The organism is candidate division WOR-3 bacterium (assembly GCA_039801905.1).
Lineage (GTDB): Bacteria > Hydrothermota > Tepidihabitantia > Tepidihabitantales > JBDRVQ01 > JBDRVQ01.
In genome coordinates, this window is the sequence record JBDRVQ010000003.1 from 38,744 (window position 1) to 52,840 (window position 14,097).

General features: G+C 45.3%; 21 protein-coding genes. 19 read left to right on the plus strand and 2 right to left on the minus strand.

Annotated elements, in window-relative coordinates:
- Positions 1–50 precede the first annotated feature (50 nt).
- From rpsM to ribF, 15 genes are read left to right on the plus strand one after another with little or no spacing between them, the layout of a single operon-like run.
- Entirely contained in the window at positions 51–449 is a 399-nt protein-coding gene (gene rpsM, locus ABIL00_01170; GenBank protein MEO0109377.1) for a 30S ribosomal protein S13, read from the plus strand.
- On the plus strand, positions 430–804 hold the full coding sequence (gene rpsK, locus ABIL00_01175; GenBank protein ID MEO0109378.1) for a 30S ribosomal protein S11: 375 nt from the start codon (positions 430–432) through the stop codon (positions 802–804). Before rpsM ends, rpsK begins: the two co-directional genes overlap by 20 nt.
- Positions 804–1,406: a 30S ribosomal protein S4 gene (gene rpsD / locus ABIL00_01180; GenBank protein ID MEO0109379.1), complete on the plus strand. Its 603-nt coding sequence runs from the start codon at positions 804–806 to the stop codon at positions 1,404–1,406. Before rpsK ends, rpsD begins: the two co-directional genes overlap by 1 nt.
- Positions 1,403–2,428, plus strand: a complete 1,026-nt coding sequence (locus ABIL00_01185; protein ID MEO0109380.1) for a DNA-directed RNA polymerase subunit alpha — start codon at positions 1,403–1,405, stop codon at positions 2,426–2,428. Before rpsD ends, ABIL00_01185 begins: the two co-directional genes overlap by 4 nt.
- Entirely contained in the window at positions 2,406–2,774 is a 369-nt protein-coding gene (gene rplQ / locus ABIL00_01190) for a 50S ribosomal protein L17 (protein MEO0109381.1), read from the plus strand. The genes ABIL00_01185 and rplQ overlap by 23 nt, the downstream gene beginning before the upstream one ends.
- A 10-nt stretch (positions 2,775–2,784) precedes the next feature.
- A complete protein-coding gene (panD, locus tag ABIL00_01195) occupies positions 2,785–3,159 on the plus strand; it encodes an aspartate 1-decarboxylase (protein ID MEO0109382.1) in 375 nt (124 codons plus the stop codon).
- Between the two features lie 7 nt (positions 3,160–3,166).
- Positions 3,167–3,985 (plus strand): NTP transferase domain-containing protein, encoded by an 819-nt coding sequence (locus ABIL00_01200; protein ID MEO0109383.1) that lies wholly within the window; start codon positions 3,167–3,169, stop codon positions 3,983–3,985.
- 4 nt (positions 3,986–3,989) lie between these two features.
- A complete protein-coding gene (locus ABIL00_01205; protein ID MEO0109384.1) occupies positions 3,990–4,439 on the plus strand; it encodes a LytR C-terminal domain-containing protein in 450 nt (149 codons plus the stop codon).
- 2 nt (positions 4,440–4,441) lie between these two features.
- Entirely contained in the window at positions 4,442–4,786 is a 345-nt protein-coding gene (rsfS, locus tag ABIL00_01210) for a ribosome silencing factor (protein MEO0109385.1), read from the plus strand.
- On the plus strand, positions 4,783–6,357 hold the full coding sequence (gene argS / locus ABIL00_01215) for an arginine--tRNA ligase (GenBank protein ID MEO0109386.1): 1,575 nt from the start codon (positions 4,783–4,785) through the stop codon (positions 6,355–6,357). The genes rsfS and argS overlap by 4 nt, the downstream gene beginning before the upstream one ends.
- Positions 6,358–6,366: 9 nt before the next feature.
- Positions 6,367–6,825 carry a PTS sugar transporter subunit IIA gene (locus tag ABIL00_01220; GenBank protein ID MEO0109387.1) on the plus strand — a complete coding sequence of 153 codons (459 nt, stop codon included), beginning with the start codon at positions 6,367–6,369 and terminating at the stop codon, positions 6,823–6,825.
- Positions 6,822–7,172 carry a hypothetical protein gene (locus tag ABIL00_01225; GenBank protein MEO0109388.1) on the plus strand — a complete coding sequence of 117 codons (351 nt, stop codon included), beginning with the start codon at positions 6,822–6,824 and terminating at the stop codon, positions 7,170–7,172. The genes ABIL00_01220 and ABIL00_01225 overlap by 4 nt, the downstream gene beginning before the upstream one ends.
- A gap of 19 nt (positions 7,173–7,191) precedes the next feature.
- On the plus strand, positions 7,192–7,536 hold the full coding sequence (gene rbfA / locus ABIL00_01230) for a 30S ribosome-binding factor RbfA (GenBank protein MEO0109389.1): 345 nt from the start codon (positions 7,192–7,194) through the stop codon (positions 7,534–7,536).
- Positions 7,533–8,429, plus strand: a complete 897-nt coding sequence (gene truB / locus ABIL00_01235; GenBank protein MEO0109390.1) for a tRNA pseudouridine(55) synthase TruB — start codon at positions 7,533–7,535, stop codon at positions 8,427–8,429. Before rbfA ends, truB begins: the two co-directional genes overlap by 4 nt.
- Positions 8,404–9,351, plus strand: coding sequence for a riboflavin biosynthesis protein RibF (gene ribF, locus ABIL00_01240; GenBank protein MEO0109391.1), 948 nt, complete (start codon positions 8,404–8,406; stop codon positions 9,349–9,351). The genes truB and ribF overlap by 26 nt, the downstream gene beginning before the upstream one ends.
- A gap of 2 nt (positions 9,352–9,353) precedes the next feature.
- Here ribF and ABIL00_01245 read toward each other — a convergent pair whose 3' ends face one another.
- Positions 9,354–10,484 carry an aminotransferase class V-fold PLP-dependent enzyme gene (locus ABIL00_01245; GenBank protein ID MEO0109392.1) on the minus strand — a complete coding sequence of 377 codons (1,131 nt, stop codon included), beginning with the start codon at positions 10,482–10,484 and terminating at the stop codon, positions 9,354–9,356.
- Positions 10,485–10,748: 264 nt separating this feature from the next.
- Positions 10,749–10,892: a hypothetical protein gene (locus tag ABIL00_01250; protein MEO0109393.1), complete on the minus strand. Its 144-nt coding sequence runs from the start codon at positions 10,890–10,892 to the stop codon at positions 10,749–10,751.
- Positions 10,893–11,084: 192 nt separating this feature from the next.
- Here ABIL00_01250 and rplS point away from each other — a divergent pair, with 192 nt between their 5' ends.
- From rplS to ABIL00_01270, 4 genes are read left to right on the plus strand one after another with little or no spacing between them, the layout of a single operon-like run.
- The gene (gene rplS, locus ABIL00_01255) at positions 11,085–11,468 is read left to right on the plus strand and encodes a 50S ribosomal protein L19 (protein ID MEO0109394.1); all 384 of its coding nucleotides are present in this window, start codon (positions 11,085–11,087) and stop codon (positions 11,466–11,468) included.
- The gene (locus ABIL00_01260) at positions 11,449–12,030 is read left to right on the plus strand and encodes a ribonuclease HII (protein ID MEO0109395.1); all 582 of its coding nucleotides are present in this window, start codon (positions 11,449–11,451) and stop codon (positions 12,028–12,030) included. Before rplS ends, ABIL00_01260 begins: the two co-directional genes overlap by 20 nt.
- Positions 12,027–12,395 carry a YraN family protein gene (locus ABIL00_01265; GenBank protein ID MEO0109396.1) on the plus strand — a complete coding sequence of 123 codons (369 nt, stop codon included), beginning with the start codon at positions 12,027–12,029 and terminating at the stop codon, positions 12,393–12,395. Before ABIL00_01260 ends, ABIL00_01265 begins: the two co-directional genes overlap by 4 nt.
- On the plus strand, positions 12,385–13,926 hold the full coding sequence (locus tag ABIL00_01270; protein MEO0109397.1) for a YifB family Mg chelatase-like AAA ATPase: 1,542 nt from the start codon (positions 12,385–12,387) through the stop codon (positions 13,924–13,926). The genes ABIL00_01265 and ABIL00_01270 overlap by 11 nt, the downstream gene beginning before the upstream one ends.
- The last annotated feature ends 171 nt before the right edge of the window (positions 13,927–14,097 follow it).

Sequence of the window (14,097 nt, forward strand, 5' to 3'; positions counted from 1 at the left end):
GATTTCCTTGACATTTTTGGTTTTTGCGATAAGATTGAAGGATAATATTTATGGCGAGAATTTTAGGTGTTGATTTAGAAGATAATAAGAAGGTCCTTTATGCGCTACCGAAAATTTACGGCATCGGTCTGAGCAATGCCTTAAAGATTTTGACCGATGTCGGGGTCTCTCCGGAGAAGAAGGTGAAGGAACTTTCCGATGACGAATTGACTAGGATAAGGAAGGAGATTGAAGCAAATTATAAAGTAGAAGGGGCCTTGCGGGCGGAGGTGAGTGGTAATATAAAAAGGCTGATAGAGATTGGTTCCTACCGGGGTTTAAGACATCAGCGGGGGTTACCGGTAAGGGGGCAAAGGACGCGGACCAATGCCCGAACGAGAAAGGGCCCCAGGAAGACGAGTGGGGTGATTAAGGCAAAGGGAGGACAAAGTGGCAAAGGTCAAAAGTAAGAAGAAGGCACCGGTTTTAGCCGTGGCGCATATTCAATGTACCTTCAATAATACAATTGTCTCCATCACCACTCCTCAAGGTGATACCCTCTGTTGGTCCTCTTCGGGACGAGTTGGGTTCAAAGGAACAAAAAAGGGAACCCCTTTTGCCGCGCAGCAGGCGGGGGAGCAGGCTGGAAGAGAGGCATTCGCCATGGGGGTGAGGAAGGTAGAGGTTTTAATTAAAGGACCAGGAAGGGGAAGGGAAGCGGCGATTCGGGCTTTACAGAATGCCGGGCTTTCTATCGTCTCCATCCAAGATGTGACACCAATTCCTCATAACGGATGTCGCCCTCCCAGGAGAAGGCGGGTCTAATGGCGAGAGATACTGGACCAAGATGTAAAAAATGCTTACTGATTGGGGAGAAACTTCTATTAAAGGGTGAACGCTGCCTTTCCGACCGGTGTCCCCTTCACAAGTGGAAAGCGGGAGAAGGAGAGAGGAAGAAGGTATCGGTCTATTCTGTCCAGTTAAGGGAGAAGCAGAAGGCGAAGTGGATCTACGGGATTATGGAGCGGCAATTTCGCAGGTATTTTGCCCAGGCCGAGACGCGGGATAATCCGGGGGCTGCTTTAATCTCTCTCTTAGAGCGGCGTCTGGATAATGTGGTCTATCGTCTGGGATTTGCCCTTTCGCGGCCTCAGGCGCGCCAGTTTGTTCGGCACGGAGCGATTCGGGTTAATAATAAAAAGGTGGATATCCCCTCCTATCAGGTAAAAGTTGGCGACGAGATCTCGGTCTCGGAAAAGGCAAAGGAGAGGATAAGAAATCTGGCAGCGGGTCGGGAACTGACTGTGGATTGGCTCACCCTTGATAAAGAAAATCTGAAAGGGATTGTGCGCCGTCTCCCGACCGAAGAAGACGTGAAAGATGTGGGGATAAATCCCAAATTAATCGTTGAGTTCTATTCAAAATGAAACTAAAACCATTTATTTTGCCAGAAAAGATTGAAGTAGAAGAGAGGAGAGATAACTACTTCGCCCGGTTTTCTATCACTCCCTTTGAAAAGGGCTGGGGGCAGACGATTGGCAATAGTTTGAGGCGAGCGTTGCTCTCTTCGGTCCAAGGAGCCGCAATCACCCAGGTTCGGATCTCCGATGTTGACCATGAGTTTTCCGCGATTCCGGATGTGTTGGAGGATGTGCCTCAGATAATTTTGAATATAAAGAAGATTAGACTCCGGTTAAATTCGGAGGTGGCAAAGTTTTGCTACCTTCACGCCCGAGGCAAGGGAACATTCCGGGCAAAAGATATGACAATTCCGCCAGAAATAATTATCGTCAACCCCGAACAGGAGATTTTGACGATTACCGACGAAAAGGGGAGAGTGGATATTGAGATGAAGGTGGAGAATGGTCGGGGCTATGTCCCTCAGGAAAGGTTAAAGAAGAAGGAGCCGAATGTGCCGTTAGGCACAATCTTTTTGGATGCCTTCTTTTCTCCGGTGAAGCGAGTGGCTTTCACCGTGGAGAATACTCGGGTTTTAGACCGGGCGGATTTTGAAAAACTCATTTTGGAGGTGGAAACCGACGGCACGGTCTTTCCTGAGGAGGCGATCATCCAAGCGGCGGCAATCGTTAAGAATCATATGGAAGCGATTATCCCTCAAGATAAGTACCCCCAGTTTGAGACCCAAGAAAAATACGATCGGGAGAAAGAGAAGTTAAAAGAACTCCTTCCCAAAGACATCCAAGAGTTAGGTCTTTCCTCCCGCGCCCTAAATGCCTTGAAGAAAGGGAGGTATAAAAGCACCCACGAGAAGGTGAACATTAATACGGTGGGCGAACTCTTGCAGTTGACAGAAAGAGATATTTTAGATATTGAAAATGTAGGAGAAAAGACCTTAGAGGAGATAAAGAAGGCATTGGAAGGTTGGGGACTTTCCTTGGGTATGAAGATAGAGGAGACGGGGATCTATGAGGCACGGGAAGGCGGTTAAAAAGTTAGGGAGAAAGAAGGAACACCGAAAAGCGCTCTTAAGAAATCTTCTCCGCGCCCTCCTCACTCACAGCCGGATCAAAACTACTTTGAGAAAAGCAAAGGAGGTGAAGAAATTGGCGGATAAGATAATCGCCTTCGCCCGAGAGGATAACTTAAAAAATCGGAGGCGGGCGCAGCAAATACTTATGGATAAGAAATTGGTGAAAAAACTTTTTTTAGAATACGCCCCCCTGATGAGGGAGAGGACGGGAGGTTACTGCCGACTTTACCGTTCGGGTTTTCGGGTGGGAGACAATGCGGAGATGGCGATCTTAGAGTTAGTTGCCAAACCGGAAAAGAAGTGAAAGAGGGACTATGTTGCGCACGGTCTTGAAATCTAAGATTCATCGCATTAGAGTGACCGATAAAAACCTTTATTATGAGGGTAGTTTGACGATAGATGAGGAGATCTTAAAAAAGGCGGATATCTTAGAAGGGGAGATGGTTCAGGTCGTAAATATTACCAATGGGGAGCGTTTTGAGACCTATTTAATGAAAGGGAGAAAAGGTTCCGGAGAATGTATTTTGAATGGGGGAACTGCCCGTTTGGGTGAGGTGGGGGATGAATTAATCATTCTCTCCTTCGCCTTGATGGATACTACCCAGGCGAGGAGTTTTATCCCCAAAAAGGTTTTTTTGGATGAGAAGAATCAAATTCTGCCAACAAATAATACTTTTAAGGCCGATTAAAAATTAAATGACCGCCCTCATCTTAGCGGCCGGCAAAAGTAAGCGGATCAATCTTACCCTTTCCCAAGAGAAGAAGAGAAAATTCCTCTCTTGGTTAAAAAGCCATTTCCCTAATTGTTCTCTTCCGGAGGATAATTTTTTCCCCAAGGTGCTTCTCCCCTTAGGGGAGGAACCTTTAATCAGCCACATCATCAACCGAGCCAAAGAGATCGGAAGCGAACGGATCATTGTGGTAATTAACCCGGAATTTGATGTGGTGAGGGAGGTGGTGGTGCGAAGAGTAACCTCTCCTCCTTTGGTGGAATTTGTCTATCAGGAAAAGCCCTTAGGGACCGCAGATGCGGTGAAGAGATGTGCGGAGAAAGTAGAGAAGGGGGAAGTTTTAATTCTCTGTGGCGATACCCCTCTCTTGAAATCGGGGACCTTAAAGAGCCTCCACCAAATTTTTAAAACCAAGGGTTGCGACTTAGTTCTACTCAGCGCCTTTTTGCCCAATCCTTATGGCTACGGACGTATCGTCCGTTCCGGCTCGGTAATTAAAATTGTTGAGGAGCGCGATGCGGATGAAGAGACAAAAAAGATCGGTGAGGTCAATGCCGGGGTATATCTCTTTAAAGCCTCTTCCCTTTTTCCCCTCCTCAGCGAAATTCAACCTTCTGGTTACCCACCCGAATATTATTTGACCGATACCGTCTCTCTCCTGCAAAAAAAGGGAGGGCGGATTGAAATTTTTACTACTCCCGACCCCACTGAGATCCTAGGGGTGAATACCGAAAAAGACTACGAATTGGTGAGAGATTTATGGCAATCAGGAAGGCGCCATTAAAGAATTGAAGAGATACATTTTCATCCCTTTCTTGATTCTCTTTCTCGTTCTCCTCGGAAAAATTCTCTTCTTTAAGAAGAAAGAGAAGAAAGTTAGCAGGAGTTATTCGGAGATAAAGGTTGAGATTATAAACTGCTCTGGTCGGTACGAAATCGGGAAAGAGATTTTAGAAGACCTGCGCCAAAGAGGTTTTAATGTTTACGATGTCGTCTTTGACCAAGATACCCTTTCCGAAAGTTGGGTGGTGGAGAGAAGCGATGAGCAAGGAGAGAATGCTTTAATTTTGGCTAAGGAGATTGCGAGGAGAAAAAAGGTTGGGATTTTCCGAAAAGAGATTTTAATTATGCCCAAGATTAAAAAGGAGATCAACCGGAACCTCTTTATTGATGTTTCGCTCATTTTGGGCAAGGATTATAAAATTTTCTTCCCAAAAGTATTTTCGGAAAAGAGGTAATGATGCTTTCCGGAGAGGGGTTGGTTGATAAGATTATCAGTATCTTGATTGAAAAGAAAGGGGAGGATATTTTAGCCTTAAATCTGAAGCGTCTCTCGCCGATTACCGATTACTTCGTTATCGCTACTGCCAACTCCTCGGTTCACGCCCGATTCTTAGCGGATACCATCTTAGAACGTTTGAAGAAAGAAGGGGAGTTGCCCCATCATATTGAAGGTTATAATCAAGCCCAGTGGATTCTTTTGGATTATATTGACTGCGTCATCCATATCTTTTTAAAAGAGGTGAGGGAATTTTATGGTTTGGAAAGGTTGTGGGGTGATGCCCCGAGGTACGAAAAGATATGATTAAGGAAAAGATTCACAAGGCTCTTCTTGAGATCATTGGGGAAATACCCGCTGGGCACGAGATAGAGCGAATTAAAGGTGGGAAATGGGGAGATTTCTCCTCTAATATCGGTTTTCTCCTAAGAAAGAGGGGTGATTCCCTCTTAATAAAGAAGCTCTCCGAAGCGTTACCAAAAGATAAGGACTTTCAAGAGGTGAAGTTAGAAAAGGGGTATTTTAACTTTCGGCTGAGCGATGAATTTTTAAGAAAAGGTTTGCAAGAAGCACAGGCGGCTGATTTTGGACGGGGGAGTTGGGGTGGAGGGAGGAAGATCCTGTTAGAGTTCATCTCTGCCAATCCTACAGGCCCGCTTTCGGTTGTTCAGGCGCGGGCGGGTGCTTTGGGTCAGGCATTATCTAATCTCCTTCGTTATTCCGGATTTGAGGTGAAGACCGAATACTATGTCAATGATTCCGGAACGCAGGTTGAGTTGCTCCTTAAATCCTTAGAGGAGAGGATTAAGGAGTTAAAAGGGGGGAAAGCGGAAATCCCTCCGGGCGGCTACTTTGGAGAATATGTGAAAGAGATTGCCGCTGAGATTTTAGAAAAGGGAATCGAGGAGAAGAGGGAGTATGTAATTGATAGGATCTTAAATCAACAGAAGGCATCCCTTTCCGCTTTTAAGATCCATTTTGACTACTGGGTGCGAGAGAGTTCCCTCCGGCCTCGGGTGAAAGAGATAGTCAATGAGTTACAAAAGAAAGGTTTTGTTCAAGAGAAGGAAGGTGCCTTATTCTTTAAGGCGCGCCTCTTTGGTGATACCGAAGATCGTGTTTTAATCACCAAAGACGGGCGCCCAACCTATTTTGCCACAGATTTGGCATACCACAAGGATAAGTTTGAAAGGGGGTTTTCCCTCTTGGTGAATATCTGGGGACCAGACCATCACGGCTATATCCCAAGGATGAAGGCGGGGATTGAAGCCTTAGGTTACGACCCCAACCGTTTAGTGATTATCATTGCCCAGCAGGTCTCTTTATTAGGAGAGGAAAAGATTTTGAAGATGTCCAAACGGGAAGGGAGGATTATCACTTTGGATGAAGTGCGGGAGGAGATTGGGACAGACACCCTGAAATTTTATCTCCTGATGCGGAAGTCATCGCAGGGAATTCAATTCGATTTAGAACAGGCGAAGAAAGAAACAGAGGATAATCCGGTCTATTATGTCCAATACGCCCACGCCCGTCTTAATAGCATCTTAAAATTTGCCGCCGAGAAAGGCTTTCCAACAGAAAGTTACCTAAAAGACCCACCTTTTGGCCTTTTGGGGGCAAAGGAACGAGAATTGATGATCGGTATCCTTTCCTTCCCGGATGTGGTGAAGATGGCGGCGGAGGCTTTTGAGCCCCATATCTTAACATACTACCTTATTGAATTGGCTGAAGTTTTTCATAACTTTTACGAGAAGGAAAGGGTGGTTAGTGAAAATAGGGAGTTAACCAGGGCAAGATTATTTCTTAGTTTTCTTTATAAAAAGATTCTCAAGGAAGGTCTCAACCTCCTTGGGATAGAAGCCAAAGAAAAGATGTGAGGAGGGAACTTGAATCTATCGGTCTTATTGAGAGAAGATAGAATAAAACTCTCTTTGGAGAGTAAAAAGAAGCCGGAGGTTTTACGGGAATTGGCTAGCCTCATCACGAAAGGGGAAGAACTGGATGCCCTCTTAGAGACCTTATTGAAAAGGGAGGAGTTAGGTTCCACCGGAATTGGTAAAGGGATTGCCATTCCTCACTGCCGCTCCCTTCTCGTCCAAAAATTGGAAGTGGCTTGCGGCTATTCGGAGAAAGGAATTGATTTTGATGCCCTTGACGGAAAACCGGTCCGGCTTTTCTTTTTGGTGGTCGCCCCGCCGCAGGATATCGGCAACCAATATTTGCTCACCTTGGGGAGAGTGGCGATGATCTGTCAGGAGTTGACTAAAAAAAGGAAATTGATAATCCCCAAGACCCCAGAAGAATTTATCCGGATGATTAAGGAGATTGAGGAGAAATTAAAATGAATAAGGCATTAGAACTTTTGCGCGCCTTGGAAGAGTTTGATATTCTCATAAAGGACCTTCAGCGACCAGATTACAAAAAGTTGGGATTTCGACTGAAGAAGAATGTCCTTGATTTCTTAAAATCGGTGGAAGAAGAGAAGGAGCGGATCAGAAAGAAGATAGATAAGAAGCTTTTATCCGAATACGATCAGATTAAGAATCGGTATGGAGAGCGGGTTGTGGTGCAGGTGATTAAGGAGTACTGTGGGGGGTGTTATGTGAGGTTGCCTTCGGAGATCGTCTGCCGTTGCCAGCGAGAAGTCCTTACTTGCCCCCACTGTGGAAGATTTCTTTATCGGGTGAAATAGACTAAATCGCTAACCGAATATGAAAGAACGGAAAAAGAGAGTTGCAAATTTAATCAAGGAGACGGTTACGGAGATAATCCAAAGGGAAATCCGAGATCCGAAGTTAGGTTTCTTAACGATAACCGGGGTGGAGTTGGGAAGTGATTTCAAGAAGGCGAAGTTCTTCTTTTCGGTCTTGGGAGATGAGAAAGTAGCAGAGACGACCCTTTCGGTTCTTAGGAAGGCGAAGGGTTTTATTCGCCACCAACTGGCGCAGAGGATTTCTCTAAAATTTGTCCCGGAATTGGATTTTGAAATTGACCGCTGGGCTTTAGAGGAGAGGCGAGTGGCGGAGATTCTTAAAGATTTAAAAAGGGAGGAATGAGCCAATCCTCGGCTGACGGGATTCTTTTGGTGAATAAACCGCGGGGTCTCTCTTCTTACGATGTGATCCGGGAGATAAAAAAAGTTGCTACCTTTAAGAAGATTGGGCATGCCGGAACTCTTGACCCAATCGCCACCGGTCTTTTAATCATCCTTTTCAATAATGCCACGAAAATTTTCTCCATCATAAATTCTTATCCCAAGGTTTATCGGGCAAAGATAAGACTGGGGTTAATTACCGACACCGATGATTTGACCGGCAAAATTTTGGAAGAAAGGGAAGTAAAAAGATACGAGAAAGAGGAGGTTTTAAAAATCTTAGAGAGGTATCAAGGGGAAATTGCACAAGTCCCCCCAGTCTTTTCGGCTTTGAAAGAGAAAGGAGTTCCCAAGTATCTTAAAGCAAGAAGGGGGGAGGAGGTCTCTTTAAGACCGAGGAAGGTGAAAATTTTTTGGCTCGAACTCCTCTCTCTGGAGAAAGACTCTTTGGAGATCCGGGCGGAAGTGGGCAAAGGGGTTTATCTCCGTTCTTTAGCGCGAGACATTGGTAAAGATTTAGGTTGTGGCGGAACCCTCCAAGAGTTGACGCGGGAGCGGATCGGCAAGTTTCATTTAGAAGATGCCCTCTCCTTACCCATCACCTCAGAGGAGATAATAAAAAAAAATCTCCGCCCCCTCTCCGAAGCCCTCTATCCCTTTCCCGAAATCACCTTGGATGATAAAGGGGTAAAGAATTTATTGTTAGGGAAGAAAGTGCGATTTGACCTTCTCGTTCCTGATGATTACCTAAAAGTCTTTTCCGAAAGGCGAGATACTTTAATTTTAGCAAAAAGGGAAGGCACTTTTCTTAAACCGGTTAGGATTCTGTATGCGAATTCTGAGAACAAAGGATGAGAAGATAAGGAAAGCGAGTATCACCATTGGCACATTTGACGGCCTTCATCTGGGTCATCAGGCCATTCTTAATCGGACGAAAGAAGAAGGTAAGAAACTATCTTTGCCGGTTGGTGTTCTAACCTTTGAACCACCCCCCTATACCTTTTTTCATAAGGAGTTTCCGTTCCTTCTCACGCCTCTTTCCGAAAAATTATCCCTTCTGGCAGAAATGGGAATGGACTTCGTTTTGATCATTGATTTTGACGAAAGAATCGCAAACCTCTCTCCGGAGGATTTCTTAAATGAGATAAAGGAAGAGCTCTCCCCCCGGGTTTTAACGGTTGGCTCCGATTTCCGTTTCGGAAGAGAACGGAAGGGTGACATTAGATTTCTGCAAAGGGTAAGAGAGAAGTGCGGTTTCCAGTTGGTGGTGGTGGAATTGATTAAGAAGTCAGGGATATTGGTAAAGAGCACGACGATCCGCGAGAAGTTGCTTTTGGGCAATATGAAGTTAGTTAATCTCCTTTTGGGCAGAAGATATGCCCTTTTCTGCCGAGTCGTTAAGGGTACGGGTCGGGGGAGAGAGATTGGTTTTCCAACCTTAAATCTCCAACCTTTAGAGCCGAACAAACTTTTACCGATTGATGGGGTTTATGCAGTCTATTTCTATCCGGAGATCTCTTCCCGAAACTTTTATCAAGGGGTTATGAATATCGGAACAAGACCAACCTTTGAAGGAAGAGAGAGACAGATTGAGGTTCATCTCATTGGGAAAGAGAAGTTAACTTTCCAACCGCAGGAGGTGAAGGTGGAGATCTGCCAAAGGATTCGTCCGGAGAAGAAGTTTTCTACCATTGAAGAGTTGAGAGAGGAGATCAAGAAAGATATCCAAAATGCGGAGCGAATTTTAAGAGAAGGAAAAGAAGGGATAAAAATTTGATTTTATTTTAAATCTTTAAGCACTTTTAAGAGTTCGGCAATCTCTTCTTCTTCGTTGTAGAAATGGGGCGAGACCCGAATGTAGCCTTCTCTCAGAGAGAGGACAAAGCCCCTTTCAGTTAAGAAGGCAAAAAGAGATTCACTCGGTATCTCTCTTTTTCGGAAGGCAACGATACCACTCCCCAAACCACGGGGCAAAACTTCAAATCCCATCTCCTTTAACTGGGTGGTGAGATATTCCGTGAGGGATAACAGATATCTTTCAATATTTTTTATCCCAACTTCGGTTAGGAGTTTAAGGTTTTCTCTTAAGCCGACGATCCCTAAATAATTCTTTGTCCCTTCTTCGTACCGGGCGGCACTTTTCTTCAATTCCTTAGGGGTGAAGATTTGGTGGAAATCGGACCAGAGGCAACTGAGCCAACCTAAATGGTTTGGTTTTAATTTAGGTAAAATTTCCTTCTTAATGTAAAAGATTCCTATCCCCTGGGGTGGCAACAACCACTTTCCGGCACCCGCCGTCAAAAAGTCAATATCCAATTCTTGGAGATTTAAACTCAGAGCCCCTAACCCCTGAATGGCATCAATCAAAAGGTAAGAGCCTTTTTCCCGGCAGATTTGAGAGATCGCCTTCAGGTCTAAAGAATAACCTGTTAGGAAGTGGACCCAGTCCAGGGAGACGAGTTTTGTCTTGCTATTTATTTCCCGTGCTAATTGTTCCACCACTTCGCCCTTTAGGATGCGAACAAACTTTTTTTCAACTTGGGGTAAAGAGGAGAGGAAAGGGTAAAGGTTGGCGGGAAAATTGTCGGCGGCGATAATCACATTCTCATCCGGTTGGAATTCTAAGAGGTTAAGAACCGTGGTAATCCCTTCGCTCGTATTCCGGAGAAAGCAGATCTCTTCTGGTTGACAGGAGAGCAATTGGGCAACCAACGCTCTGGTCTCTTCTGACAGACGCTCAAAATCCTCCCAGGGAATATTTCCTTCTTCGGTGTAGCGCCCCAAAAAATCCTCAATCGCCTTCTTTGTTCGCAAAGGCATGGGTGAAGAACCCGCCGCATTGAGATAAATAAATTTCTTTAAGACAGGAAATTCCGCTCGGCAGGAAAGAAATCTTTCTTCCGGAGACATCTTCCATTTTATATCTTTTCCTATCGGAGTCAATAGTCCGGTGCAAGGTTCTACCAGTTCACCCTGATTGAAATCCGCGTTAGGCTTCGGTTCATTGCTTATTTTCAAGGGTTTACTTTTTCGGACGGCTGACGAATATTTTTAAGATAGAGTTTTCCTACTTTTGGGGTAGTCAAGATGTCCAAATTTTCAGATGTCTCATCCCAGATACGGGTTTTTGGAGGTTATCCCCCCGACCGTCTGCCCGAGAGCCTTTGGGAAGGGTTAAAAAGGGAAAATTCCGGATAGGGAATATCCCCAAAGGAAGTTCACCACTGACTCCGAAAAAGGGGATGGGAGAAGGGAGAAGAGAAAATTGGGAAAAAGAGAGGGAAAACCTTCCGAAAATTCCTTCCCTTCTCCTTTCATCTTAAATTCCCAATTACCTTGCGGAAGACCTACCGTCAAAATTAAAAGTTTTTATTTTCTTTAAAAAGACCGCAAGAGTTTGCTAAGACTTTTGGCAGCCCATTAGAAGATAATCTCTTTACTTATAAAAAATTTTTGCTAAAATAAAAAACTTAAAGAAGCCGGTCTCAGCCGGTGGTATTTGGAGGAGAAATGAAACTTAATTTTAAGCCGGGCGATATTGTGCGCGTTCATACGAAATACCGAGAAATAGAAAGAGATAAGGAAAAGGGGAAGGAGGAGGTCAGGGAAAGGACGCAAGTCTTTGAAGGAGTTGTTTTAAAGATTAAAGGGGAAGGTGAATCTAAGACCTTTACTGTGCGGCGGGTCTCCCGAGGGATTGGGATTGAGAGGATCTTTTTCCTTTCCTCCCCCCTTCTTTTGAAAGTGGAGGTGAAGAAAAGAGGAAAGGTGCGACGGGCAAAGCTCTATTACTTACGAGAGAAGAAGGGAAAGGCGGGAAAGATAAAAAGCGAAGAGGTCGTTCTTTCCCAGCCCGCAGAAGTTAAGGGAGAAGGTGAAAAGAAAGAAGGGTAAATTGCTGGCCGGGGTTGATGAAGTCGGGAGAGGACCGCTGGCGGGTCCGGTGGTTGCCTGCGCCTTGATCTTAAAGCCGAAGGCAAGAATAAGAGGGGTGAAAGATTCTAAAAAACTCTCCGCCCGAGAGCGGGCGCGACTTTATCCCATCATTAAAAAGAATGCCTTAGCAATTGGGATCGGTAAGGTGAGTGAGAAGTTAATTGACCGACTGAATATCAGAGAGGCAACCCTTTTGGCGATGAAAAGAGCGCTCTCAAAACTTAAAATAAGACCCGATTTGGTGATTGTGGATGGTGATTCCTGCCCCAAGATGGATTTGCCAATTTTCCCTTTCCCCAAGGCGGATGAGAATGTCCTCCCTTGTGCCTGTGCCAGTATCATCGCTAAAGTAGAAAGGGATAGAATAATGGAGCGCTACGATAAAGTCTATCCGGAATACCAATTTGCTCGCCATAAAGGATACCCAACCAAGAAGCATAAAGAGATGCTCAAACGCTACGGACCATCGCCCATTCACCGCTTAACCTTTGCTCCGGTGAGGGAGGCGATGCGGAGATGAAGATTCCCTTCTTTTTCCGGAAGGCGCTTTCCAAAAGAGGAGAGGGAAAGAAGGGGGAGGAGAGGGCAAAGAAGTTTTTGGAAGATAGGGGATACAAAATCCTTTTCCAAAATTACCGAACGCGCTGCGGCGAGATTGACTTAATCTGTGAAGAAGGGGAGACGCTCGTCTTTGTAGAGGTAAGGCAGAAAAGAGGGGGTAAGTTTGGAACACCAATTGAGAGTATTGACCAGAGAAAGATAGAAAAGATTAAGAAGACAGCGGAGATTTTCCTTTCGGAAAAAGGGATTTTTAATAGGGAGATAAGATTTGACTTCTTGGCGATTAGTGGGAAAAAGATAGAGTTGATTACCGATGCTTTCTAAGGTTTTTTCTGCTGGGATTTTGGGGATTGATGCCTACCAAGTGGAGGTGGAGACCGATCTGGCGATGGGCATTCCTTCCTTTACCATCGTTGGTCTCCCAGATCCCGCGGTGAAGGAATCCCAACATCGGGTAACGACCGCCATTCGGAATTCGGGTTTCCCTTTCCCTTTAAGGAAAATTACGGTCAATTTAGCGCCCGCGGACATTAAAAAAGAAGGGGCTTCTTTTGACTTACCAATCGCCTGTGGTATCCTCTCCGCCTTTAATATCATCCGAGGAACTTCCCTTTCCAATTTTCTTTTGGCGGGGGAATTGGCTCTAGATGGTCGGCTCCGACCAATCCGGGGCGCAATCTGTCTTGCCACTCTCTGCCGGGAGAAGGAATTTCAAGGTTTTATCCTGCCTAAGGATAATGCCCGAGAAGCGGCATTAGCTACAAACCTTCCAGTATTTCCTGCGGAGAATTTGCAGCAGGTTGTTCTTTTCTTAAATGGAGAGGAGACGATGGAACCAATTAGGGTTGAGAAAGAAAAGATTTTTGAGGAGGCGCAGGATTATTATGTTGACTTTTCCGATGTGAAAGGGCAAGAGCATGCGAAGAGGGCGTTGGAGATAGCCGCGGCAGGTGGTCATAATGTTTTGATGTTAGGACCACCCGGGACCGGAAAGACGATGCTCGCCCGGAGGATGCCAACCATCTTGCCTCCTTTGGAATGGGAAGAGGCATTGGAGACGACAAAGATCTATTCGGTTCATGGCAGTTTAGAACCGGGTCAGGCGATTGTTGCTACCCGACCCTTCCGCTCTCCCCATCATACCTCTTCTGAGGCGGGAATGATTGGCGGTGGTGTCTTTCCTAAACCGGGGGAGGTATCATTAGCCCATAACGGGGTGCTCTTTTTAGACGAATTGCCGGAGTTCCACCGGGATGTCTTAGAGTCTTTGAGGCAACCCTTAGAGGATGGTTTCGTAGTCATCGGCCGAGCGAAGATGAGCATCACCTATCCGGCCCGTTTTCTCCTCTTGGCTTCTATGAATCCCTGTCCCTGTGGTTATTTTTCTGACCCGCTGCGGGAATGCACCTGCACCCCTTATCAGATCGCCCGCTATCGCAAAAAGATTTCCGGTCCTCTTTTAGACCGATTTGATATCCATATCCAGGTTCCTTCCTTGAAGTTTGAAGAGATTGTGAAAAAGGAATCCGGAGAGTCTTCCGCCTCCATTCGGGAAAGGGTGATTAAAGCCAGGAAGAGACAGGTTGAGCGGTTTCAAAAGCTAAGAAGGAAGAAAAGAATTTTTGCCAATTCCCAGATGGAGACAAACGAGATAAGACGTTTCTGCCCAGTGGGCAGGGAATCGGAGAATCTATTAAGGAACGCCATTGAGAAGTTTGGCCTTTCCGCCCGGGCATACGACCGGATCTTAAAAGTTGCCCGGACGATTGCCGATTTGGCGGAGGAGGAAGAGATAAAACCAATTCACATTGCGGAGGCGATACAGTATCGGAGTTTTGATCGGTCTAATTGGTAAGTTATTTTTCAAACTAAACTCCAAATCTTAAAAAGATTGTTTTAATCTGTTAAATTGCTTTAAGTTATTGAAAATGAGAAACTTAAAACATTTTTTTCTTCTCCTTGGGTGATTATTGTTAATGTTTGGGTCACTAATCAGTTTGATCCCGTCTGCTGAAAATGCGAACTT

Coding starts and splice junctions, on each gene's coding strand:
- panD (MEO0109382.1), top strand. CDS start 2,785: ATGTTGCGCACGGTCTTGAAATCTAAGATTCATCGCATTAGAGTGACC.
- ABIL00_01265 (MEO0109396.1), top strand. CDS start 12,027: ATGAAGATTCCCTTCTTTTTCCGGAAGGCGCTTTCCAAAAGAGGAGAG.
- ABIL00_01250 (MEO0109393.1), bottom strand. CDS start 10,892: ATGAAAGGAGAAGGGAAGGAATTTTCGGAAGGTTTTCCCTCTCTTTTT.
- ABIL00_01270 (MEO0109397.1), top strand. CDS start 12,385: ATGCTTTCTAAGGTTTTTTCTGCTGGGATTTTGGGGATTGATGCCTAC.
- ABIL00_01245 (MEO0109392.1), bottom strand. CDS start 10,484: ATGTCTCCGGAAGAAAGATTTCTTTCCTGCCGAGCGGAATTTCCTGTC.
- ABIL00_01200 (MEO0109383.1), top strand. CDS start 3,167: ATGACCGCCCTCATCTTAGCGGCCGGCAAAAGTAAGCGGATCAATCTT.
- truB (MEO0109390.1), top strand. CDS start 7,533: ATGAGCCAATCCTCGGCTGACGGGATTCTTTTGGTGAATAAACCGCGG.
- ribF (MEO0109391.1), top strand. CDS start 8,404: ATGCGAATTCTGAGAACAAAGGATGAGAAGATAAGGAAAGCGAGTATC.
- ABIL00_01185 (MEO0109380.1), top strand. CDS start 1,403: ATGAAACTAAAACCATTTATTTTGCCAGAAAAGATTGAAGTAGAAGAG.
- rsfS (MEO0109385.1), top strand. CDS start 4,442: ATGCTTTCCGGAGAGGGGTTGGTTGATAAGATTATCAGTATCTTGATT.
- ABIL00_01225 (MEO0109388.1), top strand. CDS start 6,822: ATGAATAAGGCATTAGAACTTTTGCGCGCCTTGGAAGAGTTTGATATT.
- rbfA (MEO0109389.1), top strand. CDS start 7,192: ATGAAAGAACGGAAAAAGAGAGTTGCAAATTTAATCAAGGAGACGGTT.
- rplS (MEO0109394.1), top strand. CDS start 11,085: ATGAAACTTAATTTTAAGCCGGGCGATATTGTGCGCGTTCATACGAAA.
- rpsM (MEO0109377.1), top strand. CDS start 51: ATGGCGAGAATTTTAGGTGTTGATTTAGAAGATAATAAGAAGGTCCTT.
- argS (MEO0109386.1), top strand. CDS start 4,783: ATGATTAAGGAAAAGATTCACAAGGCTCTTCTTGAGATCATTGGGGAA.
- rpsD (MEO0109379.1), top strand. CDS start 804: ATGGCGAGAGATACTGGACCAAGATGTAAAAAATGCTTACTGATTGGG.
- rplQ (MEO0109381.1), top strand. CDS start 2,406: ATGAGGCACGGGAAGGCGGTTAAAAAGTTAGGGAGAAAGAAGGAACAC.